The organism is Streptomyces sp. NPDC045287 (genome assembly GCF_056432325.1).
On record NZ_JBWKJG010000011.1, the window covers coordinates 63182 to 88114 of the forward strand.

Genomic DNA, 24933 nt, shown 5'->3' on the forward strand with positions numbered 1-24933 from the left:
TACGGAAGGGAGGGGCGCCCCCGCGGGCCCCCCGCGGGGCCGAAGGGACGCGCGGGTGCCGGGAGGACGGTCACGCGCGGGCGCGAAGCGCCGCACACGTGCGTCCTCCCGGCACCCGCTCACAGCGCCCGGGAGGCGCGCCGCGCCCGGATCACAGCGGCGAGAAGGTGAGGACCAGCCGGGGCGTGCCGCCCGAGGCGGGTGCCTCGCGCGACCACAGCCACAGGGCGTCCGTGCCCTCACCGGTCAGCGCCAGGCTGTAGTCGCCGCCCAGCGCGGCGCCGACGGCGGCCTGGTCGAGCTGGACGGAGGCGCTGGTGCCGGAGGTGGCCGGCGGGGTGAGCGTGCCCAGGAGCGGGGTGCCGAGCGCCGGCTTGGAGGCGTACGTGACCTCGTTCTCCGACCAGGCCCCCGTGACGGGCCGGACCAGCACCGGGTCGGTGGAGCCGGCCGTCGACGACGAGTCGGTGCGGACCTCCAGCGCCGCCCCGGTGAGCCGCGTCCCGGCGGGCGCGGCGGGCAGCGTGAAGCGGAGGTACGTCTCGTAGGCGGCGGTGCCGCGCACGGCGAGGGAGGTCGCGGCGCCGTAGTTGGTGCCGGTGGAGCCCCCGTTGACGTACGTGTCGGCGGTCGGCTGCACGGTGGTGACCGTGTCGCCCTGCTGGGAGGCGCGCGCGTAGTGGCCGGCGACCTGGTCCGCGGTGAGCGCGGTCGGGTAGACGGCGGTCTCGTCGAGCTGGCCGGCGAAGTAGTTGCTCGACGGGCGGGACGGCCAACTGCCGACGACGTCGCCGCCGGCGTGCCAGTAGCCCGCGTACCGCTCGTGGCCGGAGCGGGTGTTGCCGCCGACGCGCTTGCCGTCGATGTACAGGTTCATCCCGGCCGGGCTCTGCGTGCCGACGACGTGGTGCCACTTGCCGTCGTTGTACGTCCCCGGGGTGTTGAGGGTGCGGGCCGTGCCGTCGTAGGCGCCGAAGTACAACTGCCCCAGGTTGTTCATGTAGATGTGCTTGTCGTAGCGGCTGCTGTTGCGGGTGGTGTTGTTGCCGAACCCGATCAGCTTGCCGCCGCGCGTCGTGGTGGTCTTGAACCACGTCTCGACCGTGTACGCGTCACCGACCGTGACGCGGCGGTCGCTGTGGATCTTGGCGTCGACGCCGTCGAAGGCGAACGCCTTGCTGCCGTCCGCGATGGCGCCCGGGCCCTGGCCGAGGACGGGGGCGCCGGCCTGGAGGCCGCTGGTGTTCCCGGTCGACGAGTCCGCGACGTACGGGGTGGCCGTGTCGTCGTACCGCCAGTACAGCTGGGCGCCGTCCGCGATGACCCGGGAGGCGTACGGCTGCGGGGAGACCGCGACCGTGGCGGTGACGGTGGCGGACAGGCCGCTCACGTTGCCGGCGCCGTCCGTGGCGGTCACCCGGTAGGTGTGGGTGGTGCCGGGGGTCAGGCCCGTGTCGGTGAACGACGCCTGCGGGCGGTGCCAGGGCAGCGAGTCGGCGGTGACGGTGGCGATCGGGGTGGCCTCGCCGTTCCGGTACACCTTGTACGTCAGGCTGCTGTCGTCCAGGTCGAGGCTGGTGCGCCAGCGGACGTGGACCTCGCCCGGCTGCACGCTGGCCGCGCTCGCGACGGGCGTGGTGGGCCGGCCGGTGTCGCCGGTGGAGGCGAAGCGGGTGAGGCCCTGGGCGGGGGCGCCGTTGACGGTGGTGAACTCGCCGCCGGACCAGAGGTACTCGACGCCGTCCTTGGCGGCGATCGTCATCACGCGCGGACCGATGCCCTCGCCGAGGCCGTCGTTGGTGTCCGGGAACCAGCCGAGCTTGCCGACCGAGGTCGTGGGCTGCGCGAGGAAGTGGTAGCGGCGTCCGTCGGGGAACTCCCCGACGCTGCCGCAGTCGTGCGCGTGCGACGCGCTGTACAGCACGCCCTTGTGGGACTCGACCGCCTGCGTCGCGCCCAGGCAGGTGTCCCGCCAGCGCTGCTCGAAGCCGTTCAGCTCCAGGGCGATCCGGCCGTCGAAGCCGCCCGTCCCCTCGTTGGCGGTGTAGAAGCCGGTCGCGTCGGTGTCGATGTCCTTGACGACCGAGCTGTCCATGATGAAGCCCGGGTACGTCTTGGCGTTGGCGCCGGTCGTGGCGTCGACGACGGCCAGGGCGTGCGAGGAGGCGCCGTTGACGGTGAAGAAGTCGCCACCGAGCAGGGCGTGCCGCCCGTCCGGGGTGAGCTCGATGGCCCGGCCCGGCTCGTCGGCGTCGGCGCGGAACGGCCGCAGGGCGCCCGTCGTGGCGTCGACCGCGGCGAACCGCTGCCGCGTCTCGCCGTTGACCTGCCCGAAGTCGCCGCCCGCGTACACGGTGTCCTCGGTGACGGCGAGGGCGCGGACGGTGGCGGGGAAGGCGGCGTTGAAGCCGTCCTTCGGGGTGCAGGTGGCGATGTCGATGGCGGCGGCGCTGGACACCGGCATGCCGTTGACCGCGCCGAAGTAGCCGCCCGCGTACAGGGTGCGCTTGTCCGGCGACACGGCGAGGGCGCGCACGGTGGCGGTGCCCGAGGAGACCGTGAAGGACAGTTCGCAGTCGGTGGGGGCGCCCGTCGCGGCGTCCAGCGCGACGAAGTTCAGCGCCTGCCGCTCGGTTCCGGACGCTCCCTCGGGGGGCCGTACGGCGGAGAACGTGCCGCCCGCGAAGACCACGCCGTCCACCTGGGCGAGGGCCCAGACGATGCCGTTGGTCTGCCAGGTGGGCAGGTCGTCCGCGGTGAAGGCCACCGGCTCGGTGAGCGCGGTGGCCTGCGGGGCGGCGACCGCTCCCAGACCGGCCGCCAGGGACAGGGCGAGGGCGGCGTGCAGCCCTCTGGATCTCTTCATGTACCCCCCAAGACCGGAGTCTTGACGCCATGGGCGGACACCGGCGCGTTCCGAACGCCCGGTCGATCGCCCAAAAGAGTGAATAAGCCGTAGAGTAGCGCCCCTTGGGCTATTTCTGGCCAACTCCATGGAAAATCCCGGCCCCGCCTCAGCGGTCGACGCGGACCGTGACGCCGGCCAGTTCGTCCTGGACCTGGCGGACGTCGGCGTCGACCATGATCCGGGCGAGCTCGTCGACCCGCACCTCGGGCTTCCAGCCGAGCAGCTCCTTCGCCTTGCCGGCGTCGCCGATCAACGCGTCGACCTCGCTGGGGCGCTCGTACTTGGCGTCGTGGCGGACGTACTCCCGCCAGTCGAGGCCCGCGTGGCCGAAGGCCGTCTCCAGGAACTGGCGGACGGTGGCCGGGACGCCGGTCGCGACGACGTAGTCGGTCGGTTCGTCCTGCTGGAGCATCCTCCACATCGCGTCGACGTACTCGGGGGCGTACCCCCAGTCGCGGACGGCGTCCAGGTTGCCGAGGTACAGCTCGCTCTGCAGGCCCGCCTTGATCCGGGCGACCGCCCGCGTGATCTTCCGGGTCACGAAGGTCTCGCCGCGGCGCGGGGACTCGTGGTTGAAGAGGATGCCGTTCACCGCGTACATCCCGTACGCCTCGCGGTAGTTGACCGTCGCCCAGTAGCCGTAGACCTTGGCGACCCCGTACGGGCTGCGCGGGTGGAACGGGGTCCGCTCGTTCTGCGGGGGCGGGGTCGCGCCGAACATCTCCGACGACGACGCCTGGTAGACGCGGGTGTCGATGCCCGACGCCCGGACCGCCTCCAGCAGCCGCAGGGCGCCGAGCCCGGTGACGTCCCCCGTGTAGAGGGGCGCGTCGAAGGAGACGCGGACGTGGGACTGGGCGCCCAGGTTGTACACCTCGTCGGGGCGTATCTCGCGCAGCAGGTTCACCAGCGCCACCCCGTCGGTCAGGTCGGCGTGGTGCAGCACGAACGACCGGCCGGTCTCCTGCGGCCCCTGGTAGATGTGGTCGATCCGCTCGGTGTTGAAGGTGGACGAGCGGCGCACGAGGCCGTGCACCGTGTACCCCTTCGACAGCAGCAGCTCCGACAGGTACGAGCCGTCCTGCCCGGTGACCCCCGTGATCAGCGCGGTCCTGCTCATGCGTGGCATCTCCTCCCGGAGGAGCCGCGCGCCGGCCCCGTTCCCGTTCGTCCTCTTGCGTGTGTGCGGAAAACATGGTGACGGATGCGGGCCGCGCCGCCGCTCCTGGCATGATCCGGCCCATGACCGAATCGCAGGCGGCACCGCCGCCCCCCGCCCCGTCGTCGCCGTACCTGCCGCGGCAGGCCCGGATATTCGTCGCGGGTCACCGCGGACTCGTGGGGTCCGCGATGGTCCGCCGGCTGACCGCCGACGGCCACGAGGTGATCACCCGCGACCGCGCGGCGCTCGACCTCCGCGACGCCGACGGCACCGCCGCGTTCCTGGCGGACGCGCGGCCCGACGCGGTGGTCCTGGCCGCCGCCAAGGTCGGCGGCATCCTCGCCAACAGCACGCAGCCCGTGCCGTTCCTGGAGGACAACCTGCGCATCCAGCTCAGCGTGATCGCGGGCGCGCACGCGGCCGGCGTGCCGCGGCTGCTGTTCCTCGGCTCGTCGTGCATCTACCCCAAGCACGCGCCCCAGCCCATCCGGGAGGACGCGCTGCTGACCGGCCCGCTGGAGCCCACCAACGAGCCGTACGCGCTGGCGAAGATCGCCGGCATCTGCCAGGTCCAGTCGTACCGGCGGCAGTTCGGCGCCGCGTACATCTCGGCGATGCCGACGAACCTGTACGGCCCGGGCGACAACTTCGACCTGGAGACCTCGCACGTCCTGCCGGCCCTGGTGCGCCGCTTCCACGAGGCCCGCGAGGCCGGCCGGGACGAGGTGACGCTGTGGGGGTCGGGCACCCCGCGCCGGGAGTTCCTGCACGTCGACGACTTGGCGGACGCCTGTGTGACCCTCCTGGCGTCGTACGACGGCGACGCCCCGGTCAACGTCGGCTGCGGGCAGGACCTGACCATCCGCGAGCTGGCGGAGACGGTCGCCGATGTGACCGGTTTCACCGGCCGGATCACCTGGGACACCGGCAAGCCCGACGGCACGCCCCGCAAGCTGCTGGACGTGTCCCGGCTGACGGAACTCGGCTGGCGGCCCCGCATCCCGCTGCGGGAGGGCATCGCCGCGACGTACGCGTGGTGGCTGGCCCGGCGGGACGGCACCGGCCCGGCGGACGGCCGGTCCGCCGCGGGTGGCTGAGCGCGCCATCCCCGGCCCCTCAGTACGCTCCGCGGCCGTCGACGACGGCCCGGAGCGTACGGCTCATCACGTCGAGGTCACTGCTGAACGACCAGTTGTCGACGTAGTGGAGATCGAGCTGAACCGTTTCGTCCCAGGACAGGTCGGACCGGCCGCTGACCTGCCACAACCCCGTCATCCCGGGCTTCACCCGCAGGCGGCGCAGCGCCGTCGTGTCGTACTCCGCGACCTCCTCGGGCAGCGGCGGGCGCGGACCCACCAGGGACATGTCACCCCGAAGGACGTTGAACAGCTGCGGCAGCTCGTCCAGGGACGTGCGGCGCAGGAAGCGTCCCACGCGCGTGACGCGCGGGTCGCGGCGCATCTTGAACATCAGCCCGTCGGACTCGTTGCGCGGGGCGAGGTCGCCCTTGCGGCTGTCGGCGTCGGGCACCATGCTGCGGAACTTCCACATGGTGAACGTCTCCTGGTCGCGGCCCACCCGCCGCTGCCGGTAGAGCGCGGGCCCCGGCGAGTCCAGCCGTATGAGCAGCGCGAGGAGGAACAGCAGCGGGGCCAGCAGCAGCAGCCCGAGGGCGGCGCCGCAGCGGTCGACGGCCGACTTCAGCGCGGCCTGCGCGCCGTCGCCGAGCGGCGGTTCGACGCGCAGGACGGTGAGCCCGGCGACGGAGGAGGCCGTCAGCCGCTTCACGGACGTCTCGACCAGGCCGGGCGTGAGCGCGACCTCCAGGCCGGCGTCGTGGAGCACCCAGCACAGCTCGCGCAGCCGGTCCCCGGTGAGGCAACCGCCGGGAGCGAGCAGCACCAGTTCGGCGCGGTGGCGACGGGCGGCGTCGACCAGGCGGTGCCCGGCCGCGCGGCCGTCCAGGTCCGGGCCGAGCCGCTCAGCGCCGACCGTCCCGCCGGGGAGGGCGCCGTCCCCGGCGAAGGCGCCCCCGCCCTCCGCGAGGACGGTGCCGACGACGGCGTACGGGTGGTCCGTGCGCGACGCGAGGCGCTGGACGGCGCTCTCCAGGGCGCCCGGCTCGCCGACGACGAGGACCCGGTCGACGGCCTCGGCGGCGCGCCGGGCGGTGGTGAGGTGGCGGTGGAGACGGCGCTGGCACACCACCGCGCCCACCAGGCCGGGCACGAGCGCGACGAGCGCCGGGTACGGCTCCGGGGTGCGGGCGGTGGCGACGGCGAGGACGGCGAGCGCGGCCACCAGGATCAGCCAGTCGTGCAGGACCGGCAGGGCCCCGCGCGACTCGCCGAGCTCCCCGGTCCGGTAGCGGCGCCGGAACGCCCGGACCGCGATCCAGGTCGCGGTGGCGACGGCGGCGGTCCCCAGCGGGTGCGGCTGCCCCGCCCGGTCGAGGACCAGGGCGACGGAAGCGGCGGTGACGGCGGCGTCGGCGCCGAGGACGGCCGGCAGGTACCAGCGCGGCTTGGCGCGGCGGCCCGCCGGCGCGCGCCGTCCGCCGTCCGCGACGCCCCGGAGGGCGGACGGACGTATGGTGCGCGCGTCGTAGGTTCTGGTGTCTCCCAAGATTCGTACGCCCCCCCAGGCCTGGAAAACCGTGCGCCCCGCTCGGACTGCTCCAGCGGTTCACACAATTTCTTCACGCGAGGGCACACTACGGCACGCGGACGTCCTACAGAACACGTCCTTTCGTAAGCTTTCGTATGCGTACCGTTTCCGGTCGCTCGCCTACGCCGGTGCGGCCAACTCCGCCCAGACGGTCTTCCCGGGCGCTCCCGGGGACCTCGTGACGCCCCAGTCGAGGCAGAGCCGCTGCACGATGAACATGCCGTGCCCGCCGGGCCGGCCGGCGCGGTGGGGGGTGCGCGGCTCGGGCTGTCCGGCGCCGCGGTCGTCGACCTCCAGACGCAGCGCCTTGGCGTTCAGGGAGACCCGCAGCTCCTCGGGGCCGTCGGCGTGGAGGCAAGCGTTGGTGACGAGCTCGGAGACGACCAGCAGGACGTCCTCGGCGGCGGCGCGGCGGTCGGCGGAGGCCGCGGGCAGCCAGCCCCAGTCGTAGAGCGCCTGGCGGGTGAAGTCGCGGGCGAGCGGGACGATGCCGCTCGCCCCGTCCAGCGAGAGGCGGCGCGTCTCGCGGTGCGGACCCCGCTCGCCGGACGCGCCACAAGGTGCCACGCGCTGCACGGAGGGGTCGCCGGCGCGGTCCGGCTCGGGGCCGAGGCCGCTCGGCGGTTGCTGCTGGGTGGCACCCATCAGCGCGTCACCTCACCGATTCACCAGGTCGTCATTGCGTCGACGTCGACTTCGTTTACAAAGAGTGTGTCCCCCCGGCAACCCGCCGCGGGGCCTTCTGGCTTCTTCTGCCCGTCCGTCTGCGGGCGACACCCGCCAGATCGACCGGACCCGGACCCCGGCGCCGATACGCCGTCCTACCGGGTCAGCGCCGCCTCCAGGGAGTCGTGGATCTCGAAGACCACGCTGGCGCCGGTGATCTCGAAGACCCGGGCCACGGCGGGCCGCATCGCGGCCAGGTGGACCGCCCCGCCCGCCGCCTCGGCCTTCAGCCGCGCGCCGAGGAGCACGTTCAGCCCCGTCGAGTCGCAGAACTCCAGCTCCGAGCAGTCGACCACCAGGCGTGCGCGGCCCTGCGCGATCGCCGCCTCCAGGGGTTCGCGCAGCAGCTCCGCGGTGTGGTGATCGAGCTCACCCGCCGGTGTCAGGATCTCGCTCGAACCTTCCGTCCGGACCCCGACGCGGAGCCGGCCCTGATTCGCGCTGCCGACCGTCTCGCGGCCCATTCCGCCCCTCTTCGCCGATGCCGTTGGGTCGGGAGAACCCTACGACGAATTCGTCCCCGCGGGTAGTCGGAGGTCCCCGAAAAGGGTACATACGGGATAAACGACATAGCTCCCCCCCACTTGCACCGGCACCGGCGGACCGGGTAGGGCTAGTAGGGCAACCCCCCGACACGGCCGGCTTTGGAGGCGCCGCACACCGTAATCCGACGTATGGGCATCGGCGGCCATATGCCGAGAACGATGGAGGACAACCATGTCACCCCGGCTCGACGGAACGCGTACCCCGAACGCGGCGTCGGCAACATCCCCTCGCACGATCGATCCGTCCGACCTCCGGGACCTCCCGGAGATCCCTCCGTACGACGAGGTCGACCCCCTCGACGCGCGAGCGCTCTCCAAGACGCTCTTCGCCCGGCTGGAGGCCCTTGAGGAGGGCACCCCCGCGCACGCGTACGTCCGCAACACCCTGGTCGAGCTGAACCTGGCCCTGGTGAAGTTCGCCGCCTCCCGCTTCCGGACGCGCAGCGAGCCGATGGAGGACATCATCCAGGTCGGCACCATCGGTCTGATCAAGGCGATCGACCGCTTCGAGCTGAGCCGCGAGGTCGAGTTCCCGACCTTCGCGATGCCGACGATCATCGGTGAGATCAAGCGGTTCTTCCGCGACACGTCCTGGTCGGTGCGCGTCCCGCGGCGCCTCCAGGAGCTCCGGCTCGACCTGGCGAGGGCCGGCGACGAGCTGGCCCAGGAGCTGGACCGCTCCCCGACCGTCAAGGAGCTCGCCGAGAAGCTCGGCATCGGCGAGGACGAGGTCGTCGAGGGCATGGCGGCGAGCAACGCCTACACCGCCAGCTCGCTGGACGCCCAGCCCGAGGAGGACGACTCCGAGGGCGCCCTGGCGGACCGGATCGGCTACGAGGACCACGGCCTGGAGGGCATCGAGTACATCGAGTCCCTGAAGCCGCTGATCGCGTCGCTGTCGCCGCGGGACCGCGAGATCCTCTCGCTGCGGTTCGTCGCCGGGCTCACCCAGTCGCAGATCGGCGAGGAGCTGAACATCTCGCAGATGCACGTGTCCCGGCTGCTCACGCGCACCCTCGCGAAGCTCCGCAAGGGCCTGACCGTGGAGGAGTGACCCGCCTCCCGCCCGAGGGCCCGTCCCCGCGTCCGGGGGCGGGCCCTCGGGCGTTCCCGCGGGGCCCGCGCGCGTACGGCGGTTCCGGCGCGCGTGCGGGGGAGCCGGGGCGGCGCGGGTCGCGGGCCGGTGGGGCGGGGCCATGACGACGGGCGTGCGGCAGGAGGCGTTCCTCCGGCGGCGCCACGCCGAACGCCCGGGGGTCACCGGGGGGCCTCGGGCGTTCCCGCGGGGCCCGGGCCGTCGCCCGGCCCGGGGTGCGGGGGCGGGGTGCTGCTGGAGCCGCTCGCCGGACCGGACGGGCGCGTCCCGTGCGCGGTGCGCGTCCGCCTCGCCCGGGCGGTCCTCCCGCCGCAGTGGGGCCGGGCGGTCACCCGCGCTCCGCGAGGGTGTGCGCCACCAGGGCGTTGGCGTGGCCGTGGCCGAGGCCGTGCTCGGACTTGAGCCAGGCGACGAGCTCCATGTGCCGGGTGAGCGGGGAGGAGCGGATGAGGTCCTGCCACTGTGCGACCGGACGGCCGTACTTCTTCTCGATCGACGGGAAGTAGCTCGCGGGGCCCTTCACCCGCGCCTCCGCCTGCCGCTGCGCCTGTGCCTGTGCCTGCTGCGTCATCTCCGGTCCTTCCCGCCGCCGTGCGCGTGCTGTCGGGGGGTGGACCGGGCGCCGCCCCCGGACTCATCGGGGGCGGCGCGTGACGTGCGTCACACGGCGACGGGGACGCCCGCGCGCCAGACCCGGGTGACCAGCGGGACGCCCGGCCGGTAGGCGAGGTGGACGTGGGACGGGGCGTCCAGGACGGCCAGGTCGGCGCGGGCACCGGGGGTGAGGCGGCCGATGTCGGTGCGGCGGAGGGCCGCCGCGCCTCCGGCCGTCGCGGACCACACGGCCTCGTCGGGCGTCATGCCCATGTCCCGTACCGCCAGGGCGATGCAGAACGGCATCGACGAGGTGAACGACGAGCCGGGGTTGCAGTCCGTGGACAGCGCCACCGTCACGCCCGCGTCCAGCAGGCGGCGCGCGTCGGGCCACTCGGCGCGCGTGGAGAACTCGGCGCCGGGCAGCAGCGTCGCGACGGTCGAGCTGTTGGCGAGGGCGTCCACGTCCTCGTCCGTCAGGTGCGTGCAGTGGTCGGCGCTCGCCGCGTCCAGCTCCACCGCGAGCCGCACGCCGGGCCCGTACGACAACTGGTTGGCGTGGACGCGCGGGTGCAGGCCGCGGGCCATGCCGGCGGTGAGGACCGCGCGGGCCTGGTCGCCGTCGAAGGCGCCCTCCTCGCAGAACACGTCGATCCAGCGGGCGTGCGGCGCGCACGCGTCGAGCATCTCCCCGGTGACCAGGGCCACGTACGCGGCCGGGTCGTCGGCGTGGTCCGGGGGGACGACGTGCGCGCCGAGGTACGTGACCTCCTCGGTGTGGCGGGCCGCGATGCGCAGCGCCCGCGCCTCGTCCTCGACGGTCAGGCCGTAGCCGGACTTCGTCTCGAAGGTGGTCGTGCCCTGGCGGAGCGCCTCCCGCAGGTAGCGGGTGAGGTTCGCCTCCAGTTCGGCGTCGGTCGCGGCGCGGGTCGCGGCCACCGTCGTGCGGATGCCGCCCGCCTCGTACGGCCGGCCGGACATGCGGGCGTGGAACTCGGCGGTGCGGTCGCCGGCGAAGACGAGGTGCGAGTGGGAGTCGACGAAGCCGGGGATGACGGCCCGGCCGCCCACGTCGACGCGGTTGTCAGTGACGGGTGCTTTGCTGGCCTCACCGATCCAGACGACGCGGTCGCCCTCGATGACGACCGCCGCGTTCCGGATCAGTCCGAGGGGGGTTCCTCCCCCGTTCTCGAACTTGCTCGAGCGGGGGGACCCCCATCCCAGGGAGGGGTCGTTGGTGACCAGGCCGGCGATGTTGGTGATGAGCGTGGCCGCGGTGGCCGCCGGGGCGACGGCGCTGTTCGTCGTGTCGGGGCCCGCGGTCGCGGGGGCGCTGTTCGGGGGTTCGTTGCCGCTGTTCATGGTGCGGGAGTTCTCCTTCGGCCGGGTCAGTCGTGCAGGGCGGCGATCGCGTCCCGCAGCGCCCGCGGCACGTCCGGTACGAGGGCGTGGGCCCCGTCCCGTACGACGTGGCGACCGCCCACGACCGTGTGCCGCACGTCCGCGGCCGACGCGGCGAATACCGCTGTCTCGGCTGCCAGACGCGGTGGCGGCCCGGCCGTCCTGACGGTGTCCAGCGCGATCGTCGTGAAGTCGGCGAGCGCGCCCGCCTCCAGGCGGCCCGCGTCGGGCCGGCCCAGCGCGGCGTGCCCGTCGGCGGTCGCCGCGCGGAGCAGCGCGGCGGCGGTCCAGTTGCCGCGGGTGCGGGTGCGCAGCCGTTCGTCCAGCTCCATCGCGCGCGCCTCCTCCAGGAGGTCGATCACGGCGTGGCTGTCGGACCCCAGCGACAGGGGGCTGCCCGCGCGCTGGAGGGCGGCGGCCGGGCCGATGCCGTCGGCGAGGTCGCGTTCGGTGGTGGGGCACATGCACGTGCCGGTGGCGGAGCCGCCGAGGAGGGCGATGTCCTCCTCGGTGAGGTGGGTGGCGTGGACGGCGGTGGTCCGCTCGCCGAGCGCGCCCCGGTCGGCCAGCAGCCGGGTCGGGGTGGTGCCGTGCGCGGCGAGGCACGCCTCGTTCTCGGCGGGCTGCTCGGAGAGGTGGACGTGCAGGGGGGCTTCCCGGTCGCGCGCCCAGTCGGCGACGGTGGCGAGCTGGTCGGCGGGGACGGCGCGTACGGAGTGGATGGCGGCGCCGACGCGTACGCCGTCGGTGCCCGTGTCCTTCAGGGCGGAGGCGCGCTCGGCCCACGCGTCGGCGGTGCCGTCGGAGAAGCGCAGTTGGTGCTCGTTCGGGGGCTCCCCGAAGCCGGACGACAGGTAGGCCGTGTCGAGGAGGGTGATGCGGATGCCCGCGTCGCCGGCGGCGGCGATCAGCGCCTCGCCCATGGCGTTGGGGTCGGCGTACGGCGTGCCGCCGGGCGCGTGGTGCAGGTAGTGGAACTCGCCGACGGCGGTGACGCCCGCGAGGGCCATCTCCGCGTACACGGCCGTCGCCAGGGCGCGGTACGTGTCGGGGGTGAGCCGGGAGGCCGCCCGGTACATGGTGTCCCGCCACGTCCAGAAGGTGCCGCGGCCGGCCTGGACCCGGCCGCGCAGGGCCCGGTGGAAGGCGTGGCTGTGGGCGTTGGCCAGCCCCGGGAGCGTCAGCCCCCGCAGGGGCGTGGCGCCCGGGGGCGGGGTGGCCGTGTCCGGGCGGACGGCGGCGATCCTGCCGTCCGCCACGTCCAGGGCGACGCCGGAGGAGACGGCGCCGCCCAGCCAGGCGTGTTCCAGCCAGTACGTCGTCATCGGCATGCCAGGCCCTCCAGGACGTCGGCCAGGGCGTGCACGCCGGCCACGCAGTCGTCCTCGGCGGCGAACTCGGCCGGGGAGTGCGAGACGCCCGTGGGGTTGCGGACGAACAGCATCGCGGTCGGGACGGAGGCGGACAGGATGCCCGCGTCGTGTCCGGCGCCCGTGCCCAGGACCGGCACCGGGCGGTCGCCACCCCGGTCGAGGAGCTTCGCGAGCTCGTCGCGCAGGGCGTGCGCGAACTCGACGACCGGGGTGAACGACTCGCGTACGACGGTGAGGTCGACGCCCTGCCGGTCGGCGGCCTCCCGCGCCGCGGCCTCCACCGCGGCCGTGACCGTGTCGAGCGTCGCCTGGTCGGCGGCGCGCGAGTCGAGCCAGCCGCGGACGAGGGACGGGATGGCGTTGACGCCGTTCGGCTCGACGGCGACCTTGCCGAACGTGGCGACGGCGCCCGCCAGTTCCGCCTCGCGGCGGGCCGCCAGGACCGTCTGGGCGTACGGCAGCATCGGGTCGCGGCGGTCCGCGAGGCGGGTCGTCCCGGCGTGGTTCGCCTCGCCCCGGAAGTCGTACCGCCAGCGGCCGTGCGGCCAGATCGCGGAGGCGATGCCGACCGGGTCGCCGGACAGGTCCAGGGCCCGCCCCTGCTCGACGTGCAGTTCGACGAACGCGCCGACGCGTGCCAGCCGCTCCGGGTCCGGGCCGATGGCCGACGGGTCGTACCCGGCGGCCTCCATGGCCTCGGGCAGGCTCGTCCCGTCGCCGTCGCGCAGCGCGTGGGCGGCCTCCCGGGTCAGTTGCCCGGCGGTGAGCCGGGAGCCGACGCAGGCGAGGCCGAAGCGGGCGCCCTCCTCGTCGCCGAAGTTCACGACGGCGAGGGGGCGGGTGGGGGTGGCGCCGCGGCGGAGGAGTTCGTCGACGGCGGCGAACGACGAGACGACGCCGAGGGGGCCGTCGAACGCGCCGCCGTCCGGGACGGAGTCCAGGTGGGAGCCGGTGACGACGGCGTCCGTGCCGTGCGGGTCGCCCAGCCAGGCCCACTGGTTGCCGTTGCGGTCGGTCTCGTAGGCGAGACCCCGGGCCTCGGCCTGCTCCTGGAACCAGGTGCGGCAGTCGGCGTCGGCGCCGGTCCAGGCATAGCGGCGGTAGCCGCCGGAGCCGGCGTCGCGGCCGATGCCGCGCAGGTCGGCCCACATCGTGTGGAACGACGCGCCCGCGCGGGGCGCCGCCGCGCCGGCGGCGGCCTCCCGCCGCGCCCGCGCTCCTGCGGGGTCCCGGTCCGGTTCGACCCGGGCGGGATCCCGCCGCCCCGCGGGACGCCGCTCCTCGGCGGGGCGGCCGTCGGTCACGCCTCCTCCCGCATGGGGACGCGGACGCCGCGCTCGGTGGCGACCTCGTCGGCGCGGTCGTAGCCCGCGTCCACGTGGCGGATGACGCCCATGCCGGGGTCGTTGGTGAGGACGCGGCGGATCTTCTCGCCGGCCAGCTTCGTGCCGTCCGCGACGGTGACCTGGCCCGCGTGGATGGAGCGGCCCATGCCGACGCCGCCGCCGTGGTGGAGGGAGACCCAGGAGGCGCCGGAGGCGACGTTGACCATGGCGTTCAGCAGCGGCCAGTCCGCGATGGCGTCCGAGCCGTCGCGCATCGCCTCGGTCTCCCGGTACGGGGAGGCGACGGAGCCGCAGTCGAGGTGGTCGCGGCCGATGGCGAGCGGGGCGGCCAGTTCGCCGGAGCCCACCATGTCGTTGAAGCGCTCGCCCGCGCGGTCGCGCTCGCCGTAGCCGAGCCAGCAGATGCGGGCGGGCAGGCCCTGGAAGTGGACGCGCTCACCGGCCATCTTGATCCAGCGGGCCAGCGACTCGTTCTCCGGGAACAGGTCCAGGATCGCCTTGTCGGTCTTGGCGATGTCGGACGCCTCGCCCGACAGGGCCGCCCAGCGGAACGGGCCCTTGCCCTCGCAGAACAGCGGGCGGATGTATGCGGGGACGAAGCCGGGGAAGGCGAACGCCCGGTCGTACCCGGCGAGCCGCGCCTCGCCGCGGATGGAGTTGCCGTAGTCGAAGACCTCCGCGCCGGCGTCCATGAAGCCGACCATCGCCTCGACGTGCCGGGCCATCGACTCCCGCGCGCGGTCGGTGAACCCGGCCGGGTCCTTCGCCGCGTACGTCGCCATGTCGTCGAAGGCGACGCCGACCGGCAGGTACGACAGCGGGTCGTGGGCCGAGGTCTGGTCGGTGACGATGTCGATGGGGGCGTTCATCGCGAGGAGCTGCGGCACCAGCTCGGCGGCGTTGCCGAGGACGCCGATCGACAGGGGCCGGCGTGCGTCGCGGGCCTCGACGGCCAGGTGGAGGGCGTGGTCGAGCGAGTCGGCCCGCACGTCCAGGTAGCGGTGCTCGATGCGGCGCTCGATGGCGCGCGGGTCGCAGTCGATGCAGAGGGCGACGCCGTCGTTCATGGTGACGGCGAGCGGTTGGGCGCCGCCCATGCCGCCGAGGCCGGCGGTCAGGGTGATCGTCCCGGCGAGGGTGCCGCCGAACTTCTTCGCGGCGACGGCGGCGAACGTCTCGTACGTGCCCTGGAGGATGCCCTGCGTGCCGATGTAGATCCACGAACCGGCGGTCATCTGCCCGTACATGGTGAGGCCGAGGGCCTCCAGGCGACGGAACTCCTCCCAGTTCGCCCAGTCGCCGACCAGGTTGGAGTTGGCGATCAGGACGCGGGGGGCCCACTCGTGGGTCTGCATGACGCCGACCGGGCGGCCAGACTGGACGAGCATCGTCTCGTCCTGCTTCAGGGTGCGCAGCGTGCGGACCATGGCGTCGAAGGAGCGCCAGTCGCGGGCCGCCTTGCCCGTGCCGCCGTAGACGACGAGCTTGTCGGGGTGCTCGGCGACCTCGGGGTCGAGGTTGTTCTGCAGCATCCGCAGGGCGGCCTCCTGCTGCCATCCCAGGGCGCTCAGTCCCGTACCGCGCGGGGCCCGTACGGGTCGGGGTCCTGACTGTCCTGACATGGGGGTGCCTCCTCGGACGCTCGACCTGCGGCCACCAGGGCGGCGGCCACCTCTGTGAGTGAGTTATTCATATCCTGCGCGCCTGAATAGTTGTAGTCAACAGCTGCGCGGCCGCGCTGCGGGTGTTTGGCTGGGGGGCATGGCTTCCGACCGTCGCGATCAGGCCGTCCGCGCAGCCGTCGAGCACGCGCTGCTCTCCGAATCCGAACCCGTCGTCGCCCTCCTCGACACCGCCGGCGTCCGCGCCTCCGCCGCCGCCCTCCGCGCCGCCTTCGCCGCCGTCACCGGGGCGCCCGTGCTGCACGCCTTCGCCGTCAAGGCGTCCCCGCTCGTGCCCGTCCTGCGCCTGCTGTACGAGGAGGGGCTGGGCGCCGAGGTCGCGAGCCCCGGCGAGCTGGCCCTGGCGCGCGCGGCCGGCGTCCCGCCGCACCTGACCGTCCTCGACTCGCCCGCCAAGACCACCGCCGAACTGCGGGAGGCACTGGCCCTCGGCATCGCCGTCAACGTCGACAACCCGCAGGAGCTGGCCCGCCTCGACACGCTCCTCCCGGCCGCGGCGACGGGACCCGCCGCCCCGCCCCCGCCCCTCGGCCTCCGGGTGAACGCCCAGGTCGGCGGCGGCACGATCGACGCCATGTCGACCGCCACCGACACGTCCAAGTTCGGCGTCGGCCTGCGCGACGCCGGGGCGCGCGAGTGGATCGTGCGGGCGTTCCTGGACCGCCCGTGGCTGACGCGCCTGCACACCCACTCCGGCTCCCAGGGCGTCCCGCTCGACCGCATGGCGGCCGGGGTCCGCGCCGTGTACGAGCTCGCCGAGGAGATCAACGCGGCGGCCGGCCGGCGGCAGGTCGACACGATCGACATCGGCGGCGGGCTCCCGGTGAACTTCGCGTCGGACGAGGAGGTCCCGACGTACGGGGCGTACGCGCGGCTGCTCGCCGCCGAGGTCCCGGGGCTGTTCGACGGGCGGTACGGGCTGGTCACCGAGTTCGGCCGGTCGCTGCTGGCCAAGCACGGCACGGTGCTCGCCCGCGTCGAGTACACCAAGACGTCCGGTGCGCGGCCCATCGCCGTCACGCACGCCGGCGTCCAGGTCGCCACCCGCACCGTGTACGCCCCGGCGTCCTGGCCGCTGCGCATCGCCGCGTACGACGCCGGGGGGCGGCCCAAGGACGGTCCGGCCGTGGAACAGGACGTGGCCGGGCCGGCGTGCTTCGCCGGCGACCTGCTGGCCGTGGCCCGGGCGCTGCCGCGGCTCGCGCCGGGCGACGTGGTGGCGGCGCTGGACACCGGCGCGTACTACTTCGCCCACCACTACGCGTACAACTCCCTGCCCCGGCCCGGCGTGTACGGGTACGCGGTCCGGCCGGACGGGACGGTGCGGTTCACCACCGTGCGACCGCCGCAGCCGCTCGCGGAGATCGTCGCCGAGTCGGGCGGGGACCGGAGGGACGCGCTGGTACGGGAGTAGCGGTCCGGTGCGGGAGGGGTGGCGGAGCCTATCGCGCGGGAGCACGTTCCAAAGGAAAATGCCAGAAGTCCCGCCCAGAGGTGGAGCGTTGCGTAACCTCTCCGCTACCGAGGTCGCCGCGACCGCGCCATGGGAGGGGAGCCCGCGTGCCCGGAATCGACGAGTGCCTGCTGGAAGCGATGGCCCTGCCGGGTGCGCGCGGCGCGGCCCTCGTCGACTGGACCAGCGGGCTGGCCCTCGGCACGGTCGGCGAGTCCCCGGTCGGCGACCACGAGACCAGCGCCGCCGAGGCGGCCGAACTGGCCCGCGCGGCGGCCGAGTACGAGTCGTTCGCCCCCGCCCCGGACCCCGGCGGCGGACCGGACCCCGGCGGCGGACCGGGCGGTGGCCCCGGCGACGACGGGACCGCCCCCGTCGAGGACCTCATCGTCACCACCCGCACCGGCTACCACGTGCTCCGCTTCGTCACCACGAACTTCGACAGCAGCCTCTTCCTGCACCTGTGGCTCGACCGCACCACCGGCAACCTAGCCCTCGCCCGATTACGCCTGCGGGACCTCGCCGAGCGGCTGGTGCTGTGATGACCGGCGGCGTCTCCCCCCTGCTGCGGCGCCTCGCGGCCGACCGGGCGACCGGCGCGCTCGTACGCGACCTCGGCACCCTCCACCTCGTCGACGGCCAGGTCGTGCACGCCGAGAGCCCCGTCGCACCCGGCCTCGACGTGCTGCTGGCCGGCGGCAGCGACCGCCTCTCGGCGGCCCGGGCGCACGGCGTCCGCGCCGTGCGCACAGGCGCCGGCGAGCGCGAGATCTGCCGGCTGGGAGCCCTGTTCGACGCGGCGTTCTTCGCGCTCGCGCCCGGTCGCGGCCCGGCCCGCTTCCGGTACGGCGCCGACCCCCGCCACGCGGGCGCGGGCCGCCCCGTACCGGCCGCCGCGGTGGAGCGGGAGACCCTGCGCCGCCGCGAACTGCTCGACAGCGTCTGGCCGTACCCCGCCCTCGACACCGCCCCCGTCCTCCCCCGCCCCGCCGCGCCCGGCCAGAGCGTCACCGCCCGCGGTCGCGCCCTGCTGGCCCGCGCCGACGGCGTCCGCACCCCGGCCCAGCTCGCCTGGATCCTGGGCCGGCCGGCCTTCCACACCCTGCTGGAGGTGCGGCGCCTGGCCGCCGCCGGACTCGTCGAGACCCCCCTCCCGGACCCCGCCCCCGGCGCCGACCCCGGCTCCGCGCCCGTACCGCCGGGCGGCGCCGCCCCCGCGGCCGGTCCCCCCGACATCGCCCTGCTCCGCCGAGTCCGTGACGCCCTGGAGGCACGCCTGTGACCACCCGCTCCGCCCCCCTGCCCTCATGAGGTCCGCGTCATGAGGCGCGCCCTGCGGCAGCGCGCCGAGAGGAGACAACTGATGACGGCCGAACCGTACGTGCTCGGGGAGCTGCGCCGGCTCCGCGCGCGCGTCCCCCAGGTGACCGGGGCGCTCGTCGCCAGCGTCGACGGGCTGGTCCTCGCCCAGGACACCGGGGACGTGGAGCCGGAGGGCGTCGCCGCGCTGACGGCGGCCGCGCTCGGCATCGCCGTACGGCTGACCGACGCGACGGGACGGGGCGGGTTCCGCGAGCTGCTGGTGCGCGGCGAGCACGGCTACGTGGCGACGTACGCGGCGGGCGGCGCGGCGGTGCTGACGCTCCTCGCGGAGGACCGCGTCAACGTCGGCCGGCTCCACCTGGAGGGACGCCGCTCCGGCGCGCGCATCGCGGAACTCGTGGACGGCGCCCTGGAACGCCCCGACCTCGCCCCCTGACGAACCCCGGCGGCCCGGGACACCCGGCCCGCCCCCACCCCCGCTCACCCACCCGGAAAGGAAGTGCGCGTTCATGGCCAACGCGGAGACGGCACTCAAGGAAGCGACCACGGTGATCGACGGCGCCCTGGGCGCGGCGCTCGTCGACTACACGAGCGGCATGGCCCTCGGCACGGTCGGCGGCGGCAAGGGCCTGGACCTCACGGTCGCCGCCGCCGGGAACACCGACGTGGTGCGCGCGAAGGTGCGCACCATGGAGATGCTCGGCCTGCAGGACGAGATCGAGGACATCCTGATCACGCTGGGCACCCAGTACCACCTGATCCGGCTCCTCAAGGGGCGCGGCGCGGGCGGCCTGTTCCTCTACCTCGCGCTCGACAAGAACCGGGCGAACCTGGCGATGGCCCGCCACCAGCTCAGGAGGATCGAGAGCGAACTGGAGGTCTGACCGGCGCCGCGCCAGGCGTCCCGGCGCCGCGCACGAATCCCGGCGCCCTGCCGGGCGTCCCGGCACCCCGACGCCGCACCCCGGCGCCCCCGCACCCCGCCGTCAGCGGCGCCGCGCCCCTCCGGGTGCGGCGTCGCCCGCGGCGATGCCCGTCGTCCGGTACGCGGTGACCTGCCTGCCGGCCGGGCCGCCGCCCTTGGCGAGCTGGTCGGCGCAGACCCACAGCAGCCGGTCCTCGGCGACCTCGCGGCGGCCGATCCACACCGCCTTCAGCCACAGCCCGGCACCCAGCCCCGCGATGAGCAGCCCCACCGCGGCGGGCACCGCGAACGACGACGCGACGGCCACCGGGAACGCCGGGAACAGCCACCAGCGGCGGGCGCGCCGCCGGTTGCGGGCGGTCACGGCCCGGTCCTGGAGGATGTCCGCGCGGGCCGCCCGTACGGCACCGGCGGCCAGCTTCGCGTACCGGCCGCGCCGGGCGAGGAACACCGCCGCGGCCGCGATCAGGAACAGCGCGGCCCCCGCGAGCAGGCCGACGCGCCGCCCCGTCAGTCCGGGCGGCAGCGTCCCCACGGCCGCCCCGAGGATCCCCGACCACCACAGGGGCGCCGCCCCGGCCCGTACCGCCACGGCCACTCTCGCCAGCGCCTGCCCTCCGCGCGCCACGTCCCGTCCTCCTTCTGCCTCGGTTGCGATGCGGGTGTGCGCCGGGCAGGGTACAGGCGGTCCGTGAGAGTTCCCTGAGAGAACCGGCCCCGCGCTACTCGACGAACAGCCCGCGCGCGGCGGCCCGCGCGTCGAACTCCTCCAGCCGCGCCTGCGCGTCCGGCAGCCCGTCGCACATCGCCTCCAGCAGCACCCGTCCGAGCAGCATCGGCCCGCACGCCGTGTCGAAGGCGAGGGCGGTGCCGACGGCGGCCGGGAGCAACAGGTCGCTGTGGCGGGCGACCGGCGCGAACGCCGAGTCGGCGACGGTCACCACGGTCAGCCCGGCGGCCCTGGCGTACTCCAGGGCGTCGACGACCTCGCGCGGGTGGCGGGGCAGCGCGAAGCAGAGCAGGGCGGTGGCCCCGGCCCGTACGGCGGTGTCGATCCGGTCCGTGAGCATCGAGCCGCCCTCGTCGAGCAGCCGGACGTCCGGGTGGACCTTGGCGGCGAAGTACGCGAAGCCGCGGGCCTGGGCGGCGGCGGCGCGCAGGCCGAGGACGGGCAGGGGGCGGGAGGCGGCGAGCAGCCGGCCGGCCCGCTCGGCGGGCGCGGGGTCGGCGAGCAGCTCCGCGAGGTGGCGGAGGTTCTCGATCTCGGCGTGGACGGCCTGCTGGTACTCGTTGGCCGCGGTCTCCCCGGCGGGCGCGCCGCCCGTGCCCGTGCCCGCGCGGGCCGGCTCGGCGGGGGCGACCTCGCGGAGGTACCGGCGCAGCGCGGGGTAGCCGTCGAAGCCGAGGGCGACGGCGAAGCGGGTGACGGAGGGCTGGCTGACCCCGGCCAGCTCGGCCAGCTCCACGCTGGACAGGAACGGCACGTCGGCGGCGCGCCGCACCATCCAGTGGGCGATCCGCCGCTGTGTCGGCGTCAGCCGGTGGCCCTCGAAGAGCGCCTGGAGCCGCGCGCCGGGGGTGTCGCTCATGCCGGTACCCCTGTCCTCCGCCTCTGGTCTATTCAGTCGTCCCTCTGACTGAATAGACCATATGCAAGGGCGGGGGCGGTACGGAACCGGGGTCCGGCCCCGCCACCGGCGACCCGCCCCCGGCGCGGCTGCGCGGCCCCCGCCGTACGGGTCCGGGGCACGGGCGGTCCGGCACCGCCCCCCGGCAATTCCTCCATCTTCTCCACGGGCCCCCCACAGATCCGCAATTCCCGCGGCGTACGGTCGAGTTGCCCCGCGGGAACCACGGGCGGCCCCCCTGCGTGATCGCTCCCGGGTGCCTTACGGTGCCGTACATACAATGCGACTCGAAATCGCGATCACCAGCATCGGGGGTTGGCGCACCATGGGGTTCGACGAGGAATGGGCCCAGCTGCGGGCCGAGGCGGCAGAGCGGCACGACGCGTCGATGCGCCTGAACCAGTTGCCCGCGGACCAGGGCGGTTCGGGGGGTGGCGGCGGAAAGCTCGCCTCGACGCCCGCCGAGAAGAACGCCGCCGCGAACACCATCGACACCGAGCTGCTGACCAAGACCCAGACCGCGGGCAAGCACGCCGACGAGGCCACCAACAGCGCCGCCGGCGCCCTCGGGGGCTGGGCCACGGGCACCGCCCTGAAGAAGGTGCAGACCACGTGGGAGGGCCAGGTCAAGACCCTCATGGGCCGGCTGAGCAAGGAGCGCGACGGCCTGCGCGGCACCGTCACCACCCTCGGCGGGGTCGACGCCGACCGCGGCAGCAAGATCCGCCAGGTCAAGTCGCCGTTCGCCGAGTACAACTGAGCCGGGAACCAGCATGCTGACGTATCACGAAGTCATGACGACCGACTTCGGGAAGCTGTCCGCCGCCGCCGAGAAGTGGCAGTCGATGGCCGAGGAATTCGGGAAGGTCGAGAAGCGGTACCGGGACAGCGTCCAGAAGATCACGCTCGGGGAGACCTGGCAGGGCGAGAGCGCGAACGCGGCTTCCCTGAACTTCGCCGCGACGCGTTACGAATACCAGGCCGCGCAGACCCAGGCGAAGGCCACGGCGACGCTGCTGCGCAACGCCCACCAGCAGTTGACCGACCTGAAGAAGCGGCTGGAGACCGCCCGCGCCGACGCCGTCAAGGAGGGCATGAAGGTCTCCGAGCAGGGCAACGTCTCCTTCGACCTGGAACGGGCCACCCAGGCCCAGCGCGACGCCCTGCGCGACGACCCCGACTACGCCAAGGGCGTCCGCGAGAGCGAGCAGTCCTGGGCCGACTACATCAAGGCGTGCGTCAAGGCCGTCGACGACGCCGACAAGGACCTCCAGAAGGACCTCGAAGCGGTCGTCAAGGACTCCGGCGGCGGCAAGGGCGACGGCACCGCCGGCGGCTTCAACGGCAATGCCGCGGCGGTCGCCCAGGCGGACGACAAGCAGCGCCAGGACCGCATGGACCTCGCCTCGTTCGCGATGCGCGACGGCGAGACCCTGGAGGACTGGCTCGCGCGCATCCAGCGCGACGGCGTCGAGAAGCTGACCGGCAACAAGCAGCTCGCGGACCTGCTCGCCGGCGTGCAGAAGGGGACGGTCACGGCCGGCGCCTTCGCGCTGGCCCTCGGCACGTCCGTCAAGGGCGGCTTCAAGCTGTTCCAGTACCTCAAGAGCGGCAAGACGATCACCGCGCCGGGCACGTTCCTGACGAGCCGCATCAACGAGCGGATGATGCTCGCCCAGTCGGGCAGCGTCTGGAGCAGGCTGCCGCCCAGCCTCGTCTCCGCCCTCACCGGCTCGGAGGAGGCGGCGGCGCTCGGCGGGTACATGAAGAACGGCCGGTTCTTCATCCCGACCGCGGCGGAGGCCAACCTCGCGCGCGTCGCCCAGCAGGGCGGCCTCGCCAACGCCGCCAAGGCCGCGGGCTGGATCCGCGGCGCCGGTGTCGTGGGCAGTGCGGCGGCCACCGCGTTCGGCGTGGCCAACCTCGCCACGTACGACATGGACATGATCAAGGCGAACCCGTCGAAGTTCGCCACCGACCTCAGCGGCACGGCTTTCAACGCCTCGCTCACCGCCCTCGCCGTCGCCCCGAACCCGGTCACGGTCGGCGCGGCCATCGGTACGGGCCTGGTCTACGGCGGCTGCCTCATCTGGGACAACCGCGAGGCCATCGGGGACGGTCTGGAGAAGGCGGGAGACTGGATCGGCGACAAGGCCTCGGACCTCGGGGACGGCATCGCCAGCGGGGCGAAGAAGCTCGGTAGCGCCCTCAACCCGTTCGACTGACGAGGGAGACATGCACACCACCATCACCCCGTTCACGCTCGCGTACGAGAAGCGCCGCGAGCCGGGCGGCCGGCCGCAGTACGGCTGGCGGGGCACGTCCCCGGAGTTCGGCGACGTCCACGTCGTCTGGCCGGCGCTCCCGCACGCCTCCGGCGTCATCGTGACCGAGGCGGGCGGTGGTGGCATCCCCACCGCCAGGTTCGAGACCCGCGGCCTGCTCTCGGACCTGGTCGCCATGCCCACCCTGAACCGCGCGACGTGCCGGGTCGACGGCCGGCTCGCCGCCATGGACCGGCACCGGTGGGCCGTCACCCACCGGGGCCGCTCCCTGCGGCTGCGGTACCTGGGCGACGACTACCGGCTGACGGCCCTCACCAAGCGCGCGTACCGGCTGGCGCGGCTCGCCGACGACGAGGACCCCGGGGTCGTCGTCACCGTGCGCCAGTCCGGCATCGGGGGCGGCAGGAGGCTGACCGTGGAGGCGGCGGGGCGGGTGCTGCCCGCCGACCTCGCCCTCGCGGCCCTGTTCGCCGGCGTCGACCGGTCGGTCCTCACGCGGCGGGGAGCCGTGCGGGCCGGTTTCAAGAGGATGTTCAGCTTCTGGGCGGAGGCGACGTACTGACGCGTCCCGGACGGCCCCGTCCGGCCCGCCGCGCGGTGACGTTCCCGCACCGGCCCCGACTACCAAGTGAGTGTGTATGCCTTCGTTTGACGTTTCCCGGTCCCGTTTCCGGCTGACCGACGAGCACCTGATCGTGCTCTCCGAGCTGGCGGCCGGCCGGCCGGTGGACGAGGAGTTCGCCGCGGCGCGCAAGGAGGTCGAGGACAGCGGCCTGGTCACCGCGGACGGACGGCTCCTCCACGCGCTCCTGCCGCTCGTGCAGACCTTCCTCGCGCCGGGCGTGGTCATCTCCCTGGAGGCGGGCGGCCGCCAGGGCAAGCTCCAGCACGGCATGCTCATCGGCGAGGAGCACGTCGTCGCGCACGAGGCGTGGCCGGGCGAGGCCGAGGCCGAGTACTCCCTCGTCGAGCCGAAGACGCTCGTGTGGAAGCTCGCCGACATGGTGAACCTCCGGCAGTCGCCCGCCGCCCGCGGGACGGCCCTCACGGCCGTCGAGACGACCGTCGCCGGGGTCGAAGCCGCCCTCGCCGCCCTGGAGGCCGCCTCGGGCCCCGGACGGAGCGCCGAGGACGAGCGCGCCGCCGTGCGGCGGGCGCTGGCCGCGGGCGGCGCGCCCGCCGAGCCGGCCCTCTCCCTCCTGGCCGAGCTGGTGTCGGAGCTGCGGTGCAGCTGGCGGATGACCGCCGCCTGGCACGGCCGCCAGGACGGCCGCGAGGGCGTCGAGGGCCGCGGCTTCGCCGTCTGGGACTGCGGGCCGCTCGGCTACTGGCTCCGCGAGCTGCCGGAGGAGCCTCTCCCGGCCGAGCGGCTCACCCCGGCGAGCCCGTTCCGGCTCGTGCGGACGGACGCGAAGACGATCTGGACGCTCATCACGGACCTGCTGCCGGACGCCGACGAGGTCCGCGCCGCGCGGGCCCGCTGAGGGCCGGGCCGCCGGGGGCCGGGCCGGGCGCCCGGCGCGCGCCCGCGTTCCCGGCGCGCGCGAACGCCGGTGGGGCCGGTCCAGACGGACCGGCCCCACCGGCGTTCGCGCGGGGACCGCCGCACCCCCGGGCTCCGGGGGGCGGGACGACGGCGGTCCCCGCGGGGGGACACGGGCCCGGGTCAGGGCCGGTCGCCGCATCCGCGGCGTCGGTGGAGGTCCGGGAGCCGCTCCGGAAGTCCGTGACGCCGACAACCCCTACGGTGCCGGACGCGTGTTAAGCGGATGCTGCCTCCACGTGTCGTCCTCGTACCGTTTGCACGAATCCCGTCCGC

At 74.5% G+C, this 24933-nt stretch carries 23 protein-coding genes; 11 read left to right on the forward strand and 12 right to left on the reverse strand.

All coding sequences use genetic code 11. From position 1 onward, the window contains the following. Window positions 1–151: 151 nt before the first annotated feature. Both AC07D6_RS19300 and gmd read right to left on the reverse strand, forming a co-directional pair. Window positions 152–2866 carry a CBM96 family carbohydrate-binding protein gene (locus AC07D6_RS19300; RefSeq protein ID WP_479045866.1) on the reverse strand — a complete coding sequence of 905 codons (2715 nt, stop codon included), beginning with the start codon at window positions 2864–2866 and terminating at the stop codon, window positions 152–154. Window positions 2867–3014: 148 nt separating this feature from the next. Beyond that, window positions 3015–4028, reverse strand: a complete 1014-nt coding sequence (gene gmd / locus AC07D6_RS19305) for a GDP-mannose 4,6-dehydratase (RefSeq protein WP_479045869.1) — start codon at window positions 4026–4028, stop codon at window positions 3015–3017. A 122-nt stretch (window positions 4029–4150) separates the two neighbouring features. Here gmd and AC07D6_RS19310 point away from each other — a divergent pair, with 122 nt between their 5' ends. Next, window positions 4151–5167, forward strand: coding sequence for a GDP-L-fucose synthase family protein (locus AC07D6_RS19310; protein WP_479045871.1), 1017 nt, complete (start codon window positions 4151–4153; stop codon window positions 5165–5167). 19 nt (window positions 5168–5186) lie between these two features. Here the strand turns inward: AC07D6_RS19310 and AC07D6_RS19315 are convergent, their stop codons facing one another. The 3 genes from AC07D6_RS19315 to AC07D6_RS19325 form a co-directional block, all read right to left on the reverse strand. Beyond that, window positions 5187–6695: a sugar transferase gene (locus AC07D6_RS19315; protein WP_479045873.1), complete on the reverse strand. Its 1509-nt coding sequence runs from the start codon at window positions 6693–6695 to the stop codon at window positions 5187–5189. Window positions 6696–6857: 162 nt separating this feature from the next. Beyond that, on the reverse strand, window positions 6858–7382 hold the full coding sequence (locus AC07D6_RS19320; RefSeq protein WP_479045875.1) for an ATP-binding protein: 525 nt from the start codon (window positions 7380–7382) through the stop codon (window positions 6858–6860). 176 nt (window positions 7383–7558) lie between these two features. After that, window positions 7559–7927, reverse strand: coding sequence for an STAS domain-containing protein (locus AC07D6_RS19325; protein ID WP_315879805.1), 369 nt, complete (start codon window positions 7925–7927; stop codon window positions 7559–7561). Window positions 7928–8180: 253 nt separating this feature from the next. Here AC07D6_RS19325 and AC07D6_RS19330 point away from each other — a divergent pair, with 253 nt between their 5' ends. After that, window positions 8181–9062 carry an RNA polymerase sigma factor SigF gene (locus tag AC07D6_RS19330; protein WP_479045877.1) on the forward strand — a complete coding sequence of 294 codons (882 nt, stop codon included), beginning with the start codon at window positions 8181–8183 and terminating at the stop codon, window positions 9060–9062. Window positions 9063–9432: 370 nt separating this feature from the next. Here the strand turns inward: AC07D6_RS19330 and AC07D6_RS19335 are convergent, their stop codons facing one another. The 5 genes from AC07D6_RS19335 to hutU form a co-directional block, all read right to left on the reverse strand. After that, window positions 9433–9675 (reverse strand): DUF4287 domain-containing protein, encoded by a 243-nt coding sequence (locus tag AC07D6_RS19335; RefSeq protein ID WP_479045880.1) that lies wholly within the window; start codon window positions 9673–9675, stop codon window positions 9433–9435. An 89-nt stretch (window positions 9676–9764) separates the two neighbouring features. Next, window positions 9765–11060 (reverse strand): imidazolonepropionase, encoded by a 1296-nt coding sequence (gene hutI / locus AC07D6_RS19340; protein WP_479045883.1) that lies wholly within the window; start codon window positions 11058–11060, stop codon window positions 9765–9767. 26 nt (window positions 11061–11086) lie between these two features. Beyond that, window positions 11087–12430 (reverse strand): formimidoylglutamate deiminase, encoded by a 1344-nt coding sequence (locus AC07D6_RS19345; protein WP_315879801.1) that lies wholly within the window; start codon window positions 12428–12430, stop codon window positions 11087–11089. Continuing rightward, a complete protein-coding gene (locus tag AC07D6_RS19350; RefSeq protein WP_479046196.1) occupies window positions 12421–13623 on the reverse strand; it encodes an allantoate amidohydrolase in 1203 nt (400 codons plus the stop codon). Before AC07D6_RS19350 ends, AC07D6_RS19345 begins: the two co-directional genes overlap by 10 nt. A 149-nt stretch (window positions 13624–13772) precedes the next feature. After that, on the reverse strand, window positions 13773–15440 hold the full coding sequence (gene hutU / locus AC07D6_RS19355; RefSeq protein WP_315879800.1) for a urocanate hydratase: 1668 nt from the start codon (window positions 15438–15440) through the stop codon (window positions 13773–13775). Between the two features lie 139 nt (window positions 15441–15579). On the opposite strand from hutU, the gene AC07D6_RS19360 reads away from it, so the two are divergent. The 5 genes from AC07D6_RS19360 (at window position 15580) to AC07D6_RS19380 (ending at window position 19160) form a co-directional block, all read left to right on the forward strand. Further along, the gene (locus AC07D6_RS19360; protein ID WP_479045888.1) at window positions 15580–16914 is read left to right on the forward strand and encodes a type III PLP-dependent enzyme domain-containing protein; all 1335 of its coding nucleotides are present in this window, start codon (window positions 15580–15582) and stop codon (window positions 16912–16914) included. Between the two features lie 146 nt (window positions 16915–17060). Further along, the gene (locus AC07D6_RS19365) at window positions 17061–17495 is read left to right on the forward strand and encodes a hypothetical protein (RefSeq protein ID WP_479045889.1); all 435 of its coding nucleotides are present in this window, start codon (window positions 17061–17063) and stop codon (window positions 17493–17495) included. Next, a complete protein-coding gene (locus tag AC07D6_RS19370) occupies window positions 17495–18235 on the forward strand; it encodes a transcriptional regulator (RefSeq protein ID WP_479045892.1) in 741 nt (246 codons plus the stop codon). Before AC07D6_RS19365 ends, AC07D6_RS19370 begins: the two co-directional genes overlap by 1 nt. A 39-nt stretch (window positions 18236–18274) precedes the next feature. Then, complete coding sequence (locus AC07D6_RS19375) at window positions 18275–18712, forward strand: roadblock/LC7 domain-containing protein (RefSeq protein WP_315879796.1); 438 nt, start codon at window positions 18275–18277, stop codon at window positions 18710–18712. Window positions 18713–18785: 73 nt separating this feature from the next. After that, complete coding sequence (locus tag AC07D6_RS19380; protein WP_315879795.1) at window positions 18786–19160, forward strand: hypothetical protein; 375 nt, start codon at window positions 18786–18788, stop codon at window positions 19158–19160. A gap of 102 nt (window positions 19161–19262) precedes the next feature. Here the strand turns inward: AC07D6_RS19380 and AC07D6_RS19385 are convergent, their stop codons facing one another. Together AC07D6_RS19385 and AC07D6_RS19390 are read right to left on the reverse strand one after the other, a co-directional pair. Further along, window positions 19263–19829, reverse strand: coding sequence for a hypothetical protein (locus tag AC07D6_RS19385; protein WP_315879794.1), 567 nt, complete (start codon window positions 19827–19829; stop codon window positions 19263–19265). A gap of 94 nt (window positions 19830–19923) precedes the next feature. Then, window positions 19924–20790, reverse strand: a complete 867-nt coding sequence (locus AC07D6_RS19390) for a MurR/RpiR family transcriptional regulator (protein WP_479045895.1) — start codon at window positions 20788–20790, stop codon at window positions 19924–19926. Between the two features lie 319 nt (window positions 20791–21109). Here AC07D6_RS19390 and AC07D6_RS19395 point away from each other — a divergent pair, with 319 nt between their 5' ends. From AC07D6_RS19395 to AC07D6_RS19410, 4 genes are all read left to right on the forward strand, one after another. Continuing rightward, entirely contained in the window at window positions 21110–21589 is a 480-nt protein-coding gene (locus AC07D6_RS19395) for a hypothetical protein (protein ID WP_479045897.1), read from the forward strand. A gap of 34 nt (window positions 21590–21623) precedes the next feature. Further along, entirely contained in the window at window positions 21624–23054 is a 1431-nt protein-coding gene (locus AC07D6_RS19400) for a hypothetical protein (protein ID WP_479045899.1), read from the forward strand. A 10-nt stretch (window positions 23055–23064) separates the two neighbouring features. Next, window positions 23065–23676 carry a hypothetical protein gene (locus tag AC07D6_RS19405; RefSeq protein WP_315879790.1) on the forward strand — a complete coding sequence of 204 codons (612 nt, stop codon included), beginning with the start codon at window positions 23065–23067 and terminating at the stop codon, window positions 23674–23676. A 76-nt stretch (window positions 23677–23752) separates the two neighbouring features. Continuing rightward, window positions 23753–24598: a histidine kinase gene (locus tag AC07D6_RS19410; protein ID WP_479045901.1), complete on the forward strand. Its 846-nt coding sequence runs from the start codon at window positions 23753–23755 to the stop codon at window positions 24596–24598. Window positions 24599–24933 lie beyond the last annotated feature (335 nt).

Excerpts from the sequence above, each read along its gene's own strand:
- gmd (WP_479045869.1), bottom strand. The coding sequence starts at position 4,028 with ATGAGCAGGACCGCGCTGATCACGGGGGTCACCGGGCAGGACGGCTCG.
- AC07D6_RS19310 (WP_479045871.1), top strand. The coding sequence starts at position 4,151 with ATGACCGAATCGCAGGCGGCACCGCCGCCCCCCGCCCCGTCGTCGCCG.
- AC07D6_RS19320 (WP_479045875.1), bottom strand. The coding sequence starts at position 7,382 with ATGGGTGCCACCCAGCAGCAACCGCCGAGCGGCCTCGGCCCCGAGCCG.
- AC07D6_RS19390 (WP_479045895.1), bottom strand. The coding sequence starts at position 20,790 with ATGAGCGACACCCCCGGCGCGCGGCTCCAGGCGCTCTTCGAGGGCCAC.
- AC07D6_RS19410 (WP_479045901.1), top strand. The coding sequence starts at position 23,753 with ATGCCTTCGTTTGACGTTTCCCGGTCCCGTTTCCGGCTGACCGACGAG.
- AC07D6_RS19335 (WP_479045880.1), bottom strand. The coding sequence starts at position 9,675 with ATGACGCAGCAGGCACAGGCACAGGCGCAGCGGCAGGCGGAGGCGCGG.
- AC07D6_RS19360 (WP_479045888.1), top strand. The coding sequence starts at position 15,580 with ATGGCTTCCGACCGTCGCGATCAGGCCGTCCGCGCAGCCGTCGAGCAC.
- AC07D6_RS19345 (WP_315879801.1), bottom strand. The coding sequence starts at position 12,430 with ATGCCGATGACGACGTACTGGCTGGAACACGCCTGGCTGGGCGGCGCC.
- AC07D6_RS19395 (WP_479045897.1), top strand. The coding sequence starts at position 21,110 with ATGCGACTCGAAATCGCGATCACCAGCATCGGGGGTTGGCGCACCATG.
- AC07D6_RS19325 (WP_315879805.1), bottom strand. The coding sequence starts at position 7,927 with ATGGGCCGCGAGACGGTCGGCAGCGCGAATCAGGGCCGGCTCCGCGTC.
- AC07D6_RS19375 (WP_315879796.1), top strand. The coding sequence starts at position 18,275 with ATGAGGCGCGCCCTGCGGCAGCGCGCCGAGAGGAGACAACTGATGACG.
- hutU (WP_315879800.1), bottom strand. The coding sequence starts at position 15,440 with ATGTCAGGACAGTCAGGACCCCGACCCGTACGGGCCCCGCGCGGTACG.
- AC07D6_RS19350 (WP_479046196.1), bottom strand. The coding sequence starts at position 13,623 with ATGTGGGCCGACCTGCGCGGCATCGGCCGCGACGCCGGCTCCGGCGGC.
- AC07D6_RS19330 (WP_479045877.1), top strand. The coding sequence starts at position 8,181 with ATGTCACCCCGGCTCGACGGAACGCGTACCCCGAACGCGGCGTCGGCA.
- AC07D6_RS19370 (WP_479045892.1), top strand. The coding sequence starts at position 17,495 with ATGACCGGCGGCGTCTCCCCCCTGCTGCGGCGCCTCGCGGCCGACCGG.
- AC07D6_RS19400 (WP_479045899.1), top strand. The coding sequence starts at position 21,624 with ATGACGACCGACTTCGGGAAGCTGTCCGCCGCCGCCGAGAAGTGGCAG.
- hutI (WP_479045883.1), bottom strand. The coding sequence starts at position 11,060 with ATGAACAGCGGCAACGAACCCCCGAACAGCGCCCCCGCGACCGCGGGC.
- AC07D6_RS19380 (WP_315879795.1), top strand. The coding sequence starts at position 18,786 with ATGGCCAACGCGGAGACGGCACTCAAGGAAGCGACCACGGTGATCGAC.
- AC07D6_RS19300 (WP_479045866.1), bottom strand. The coding sequence starts at position 2,866 with ATGAAGAGATCCAGAGGGCTGCACGCCGCCCTCGCCCTGTCCCTGGCG.
- AC07D6_RS19405 (WP_315879790.1), top strand. The coding sequence starts at position 23,065 with ATGCACACCACCATCACCCCGTTCACGCTCGCGTACGAGAAGCGCCGC.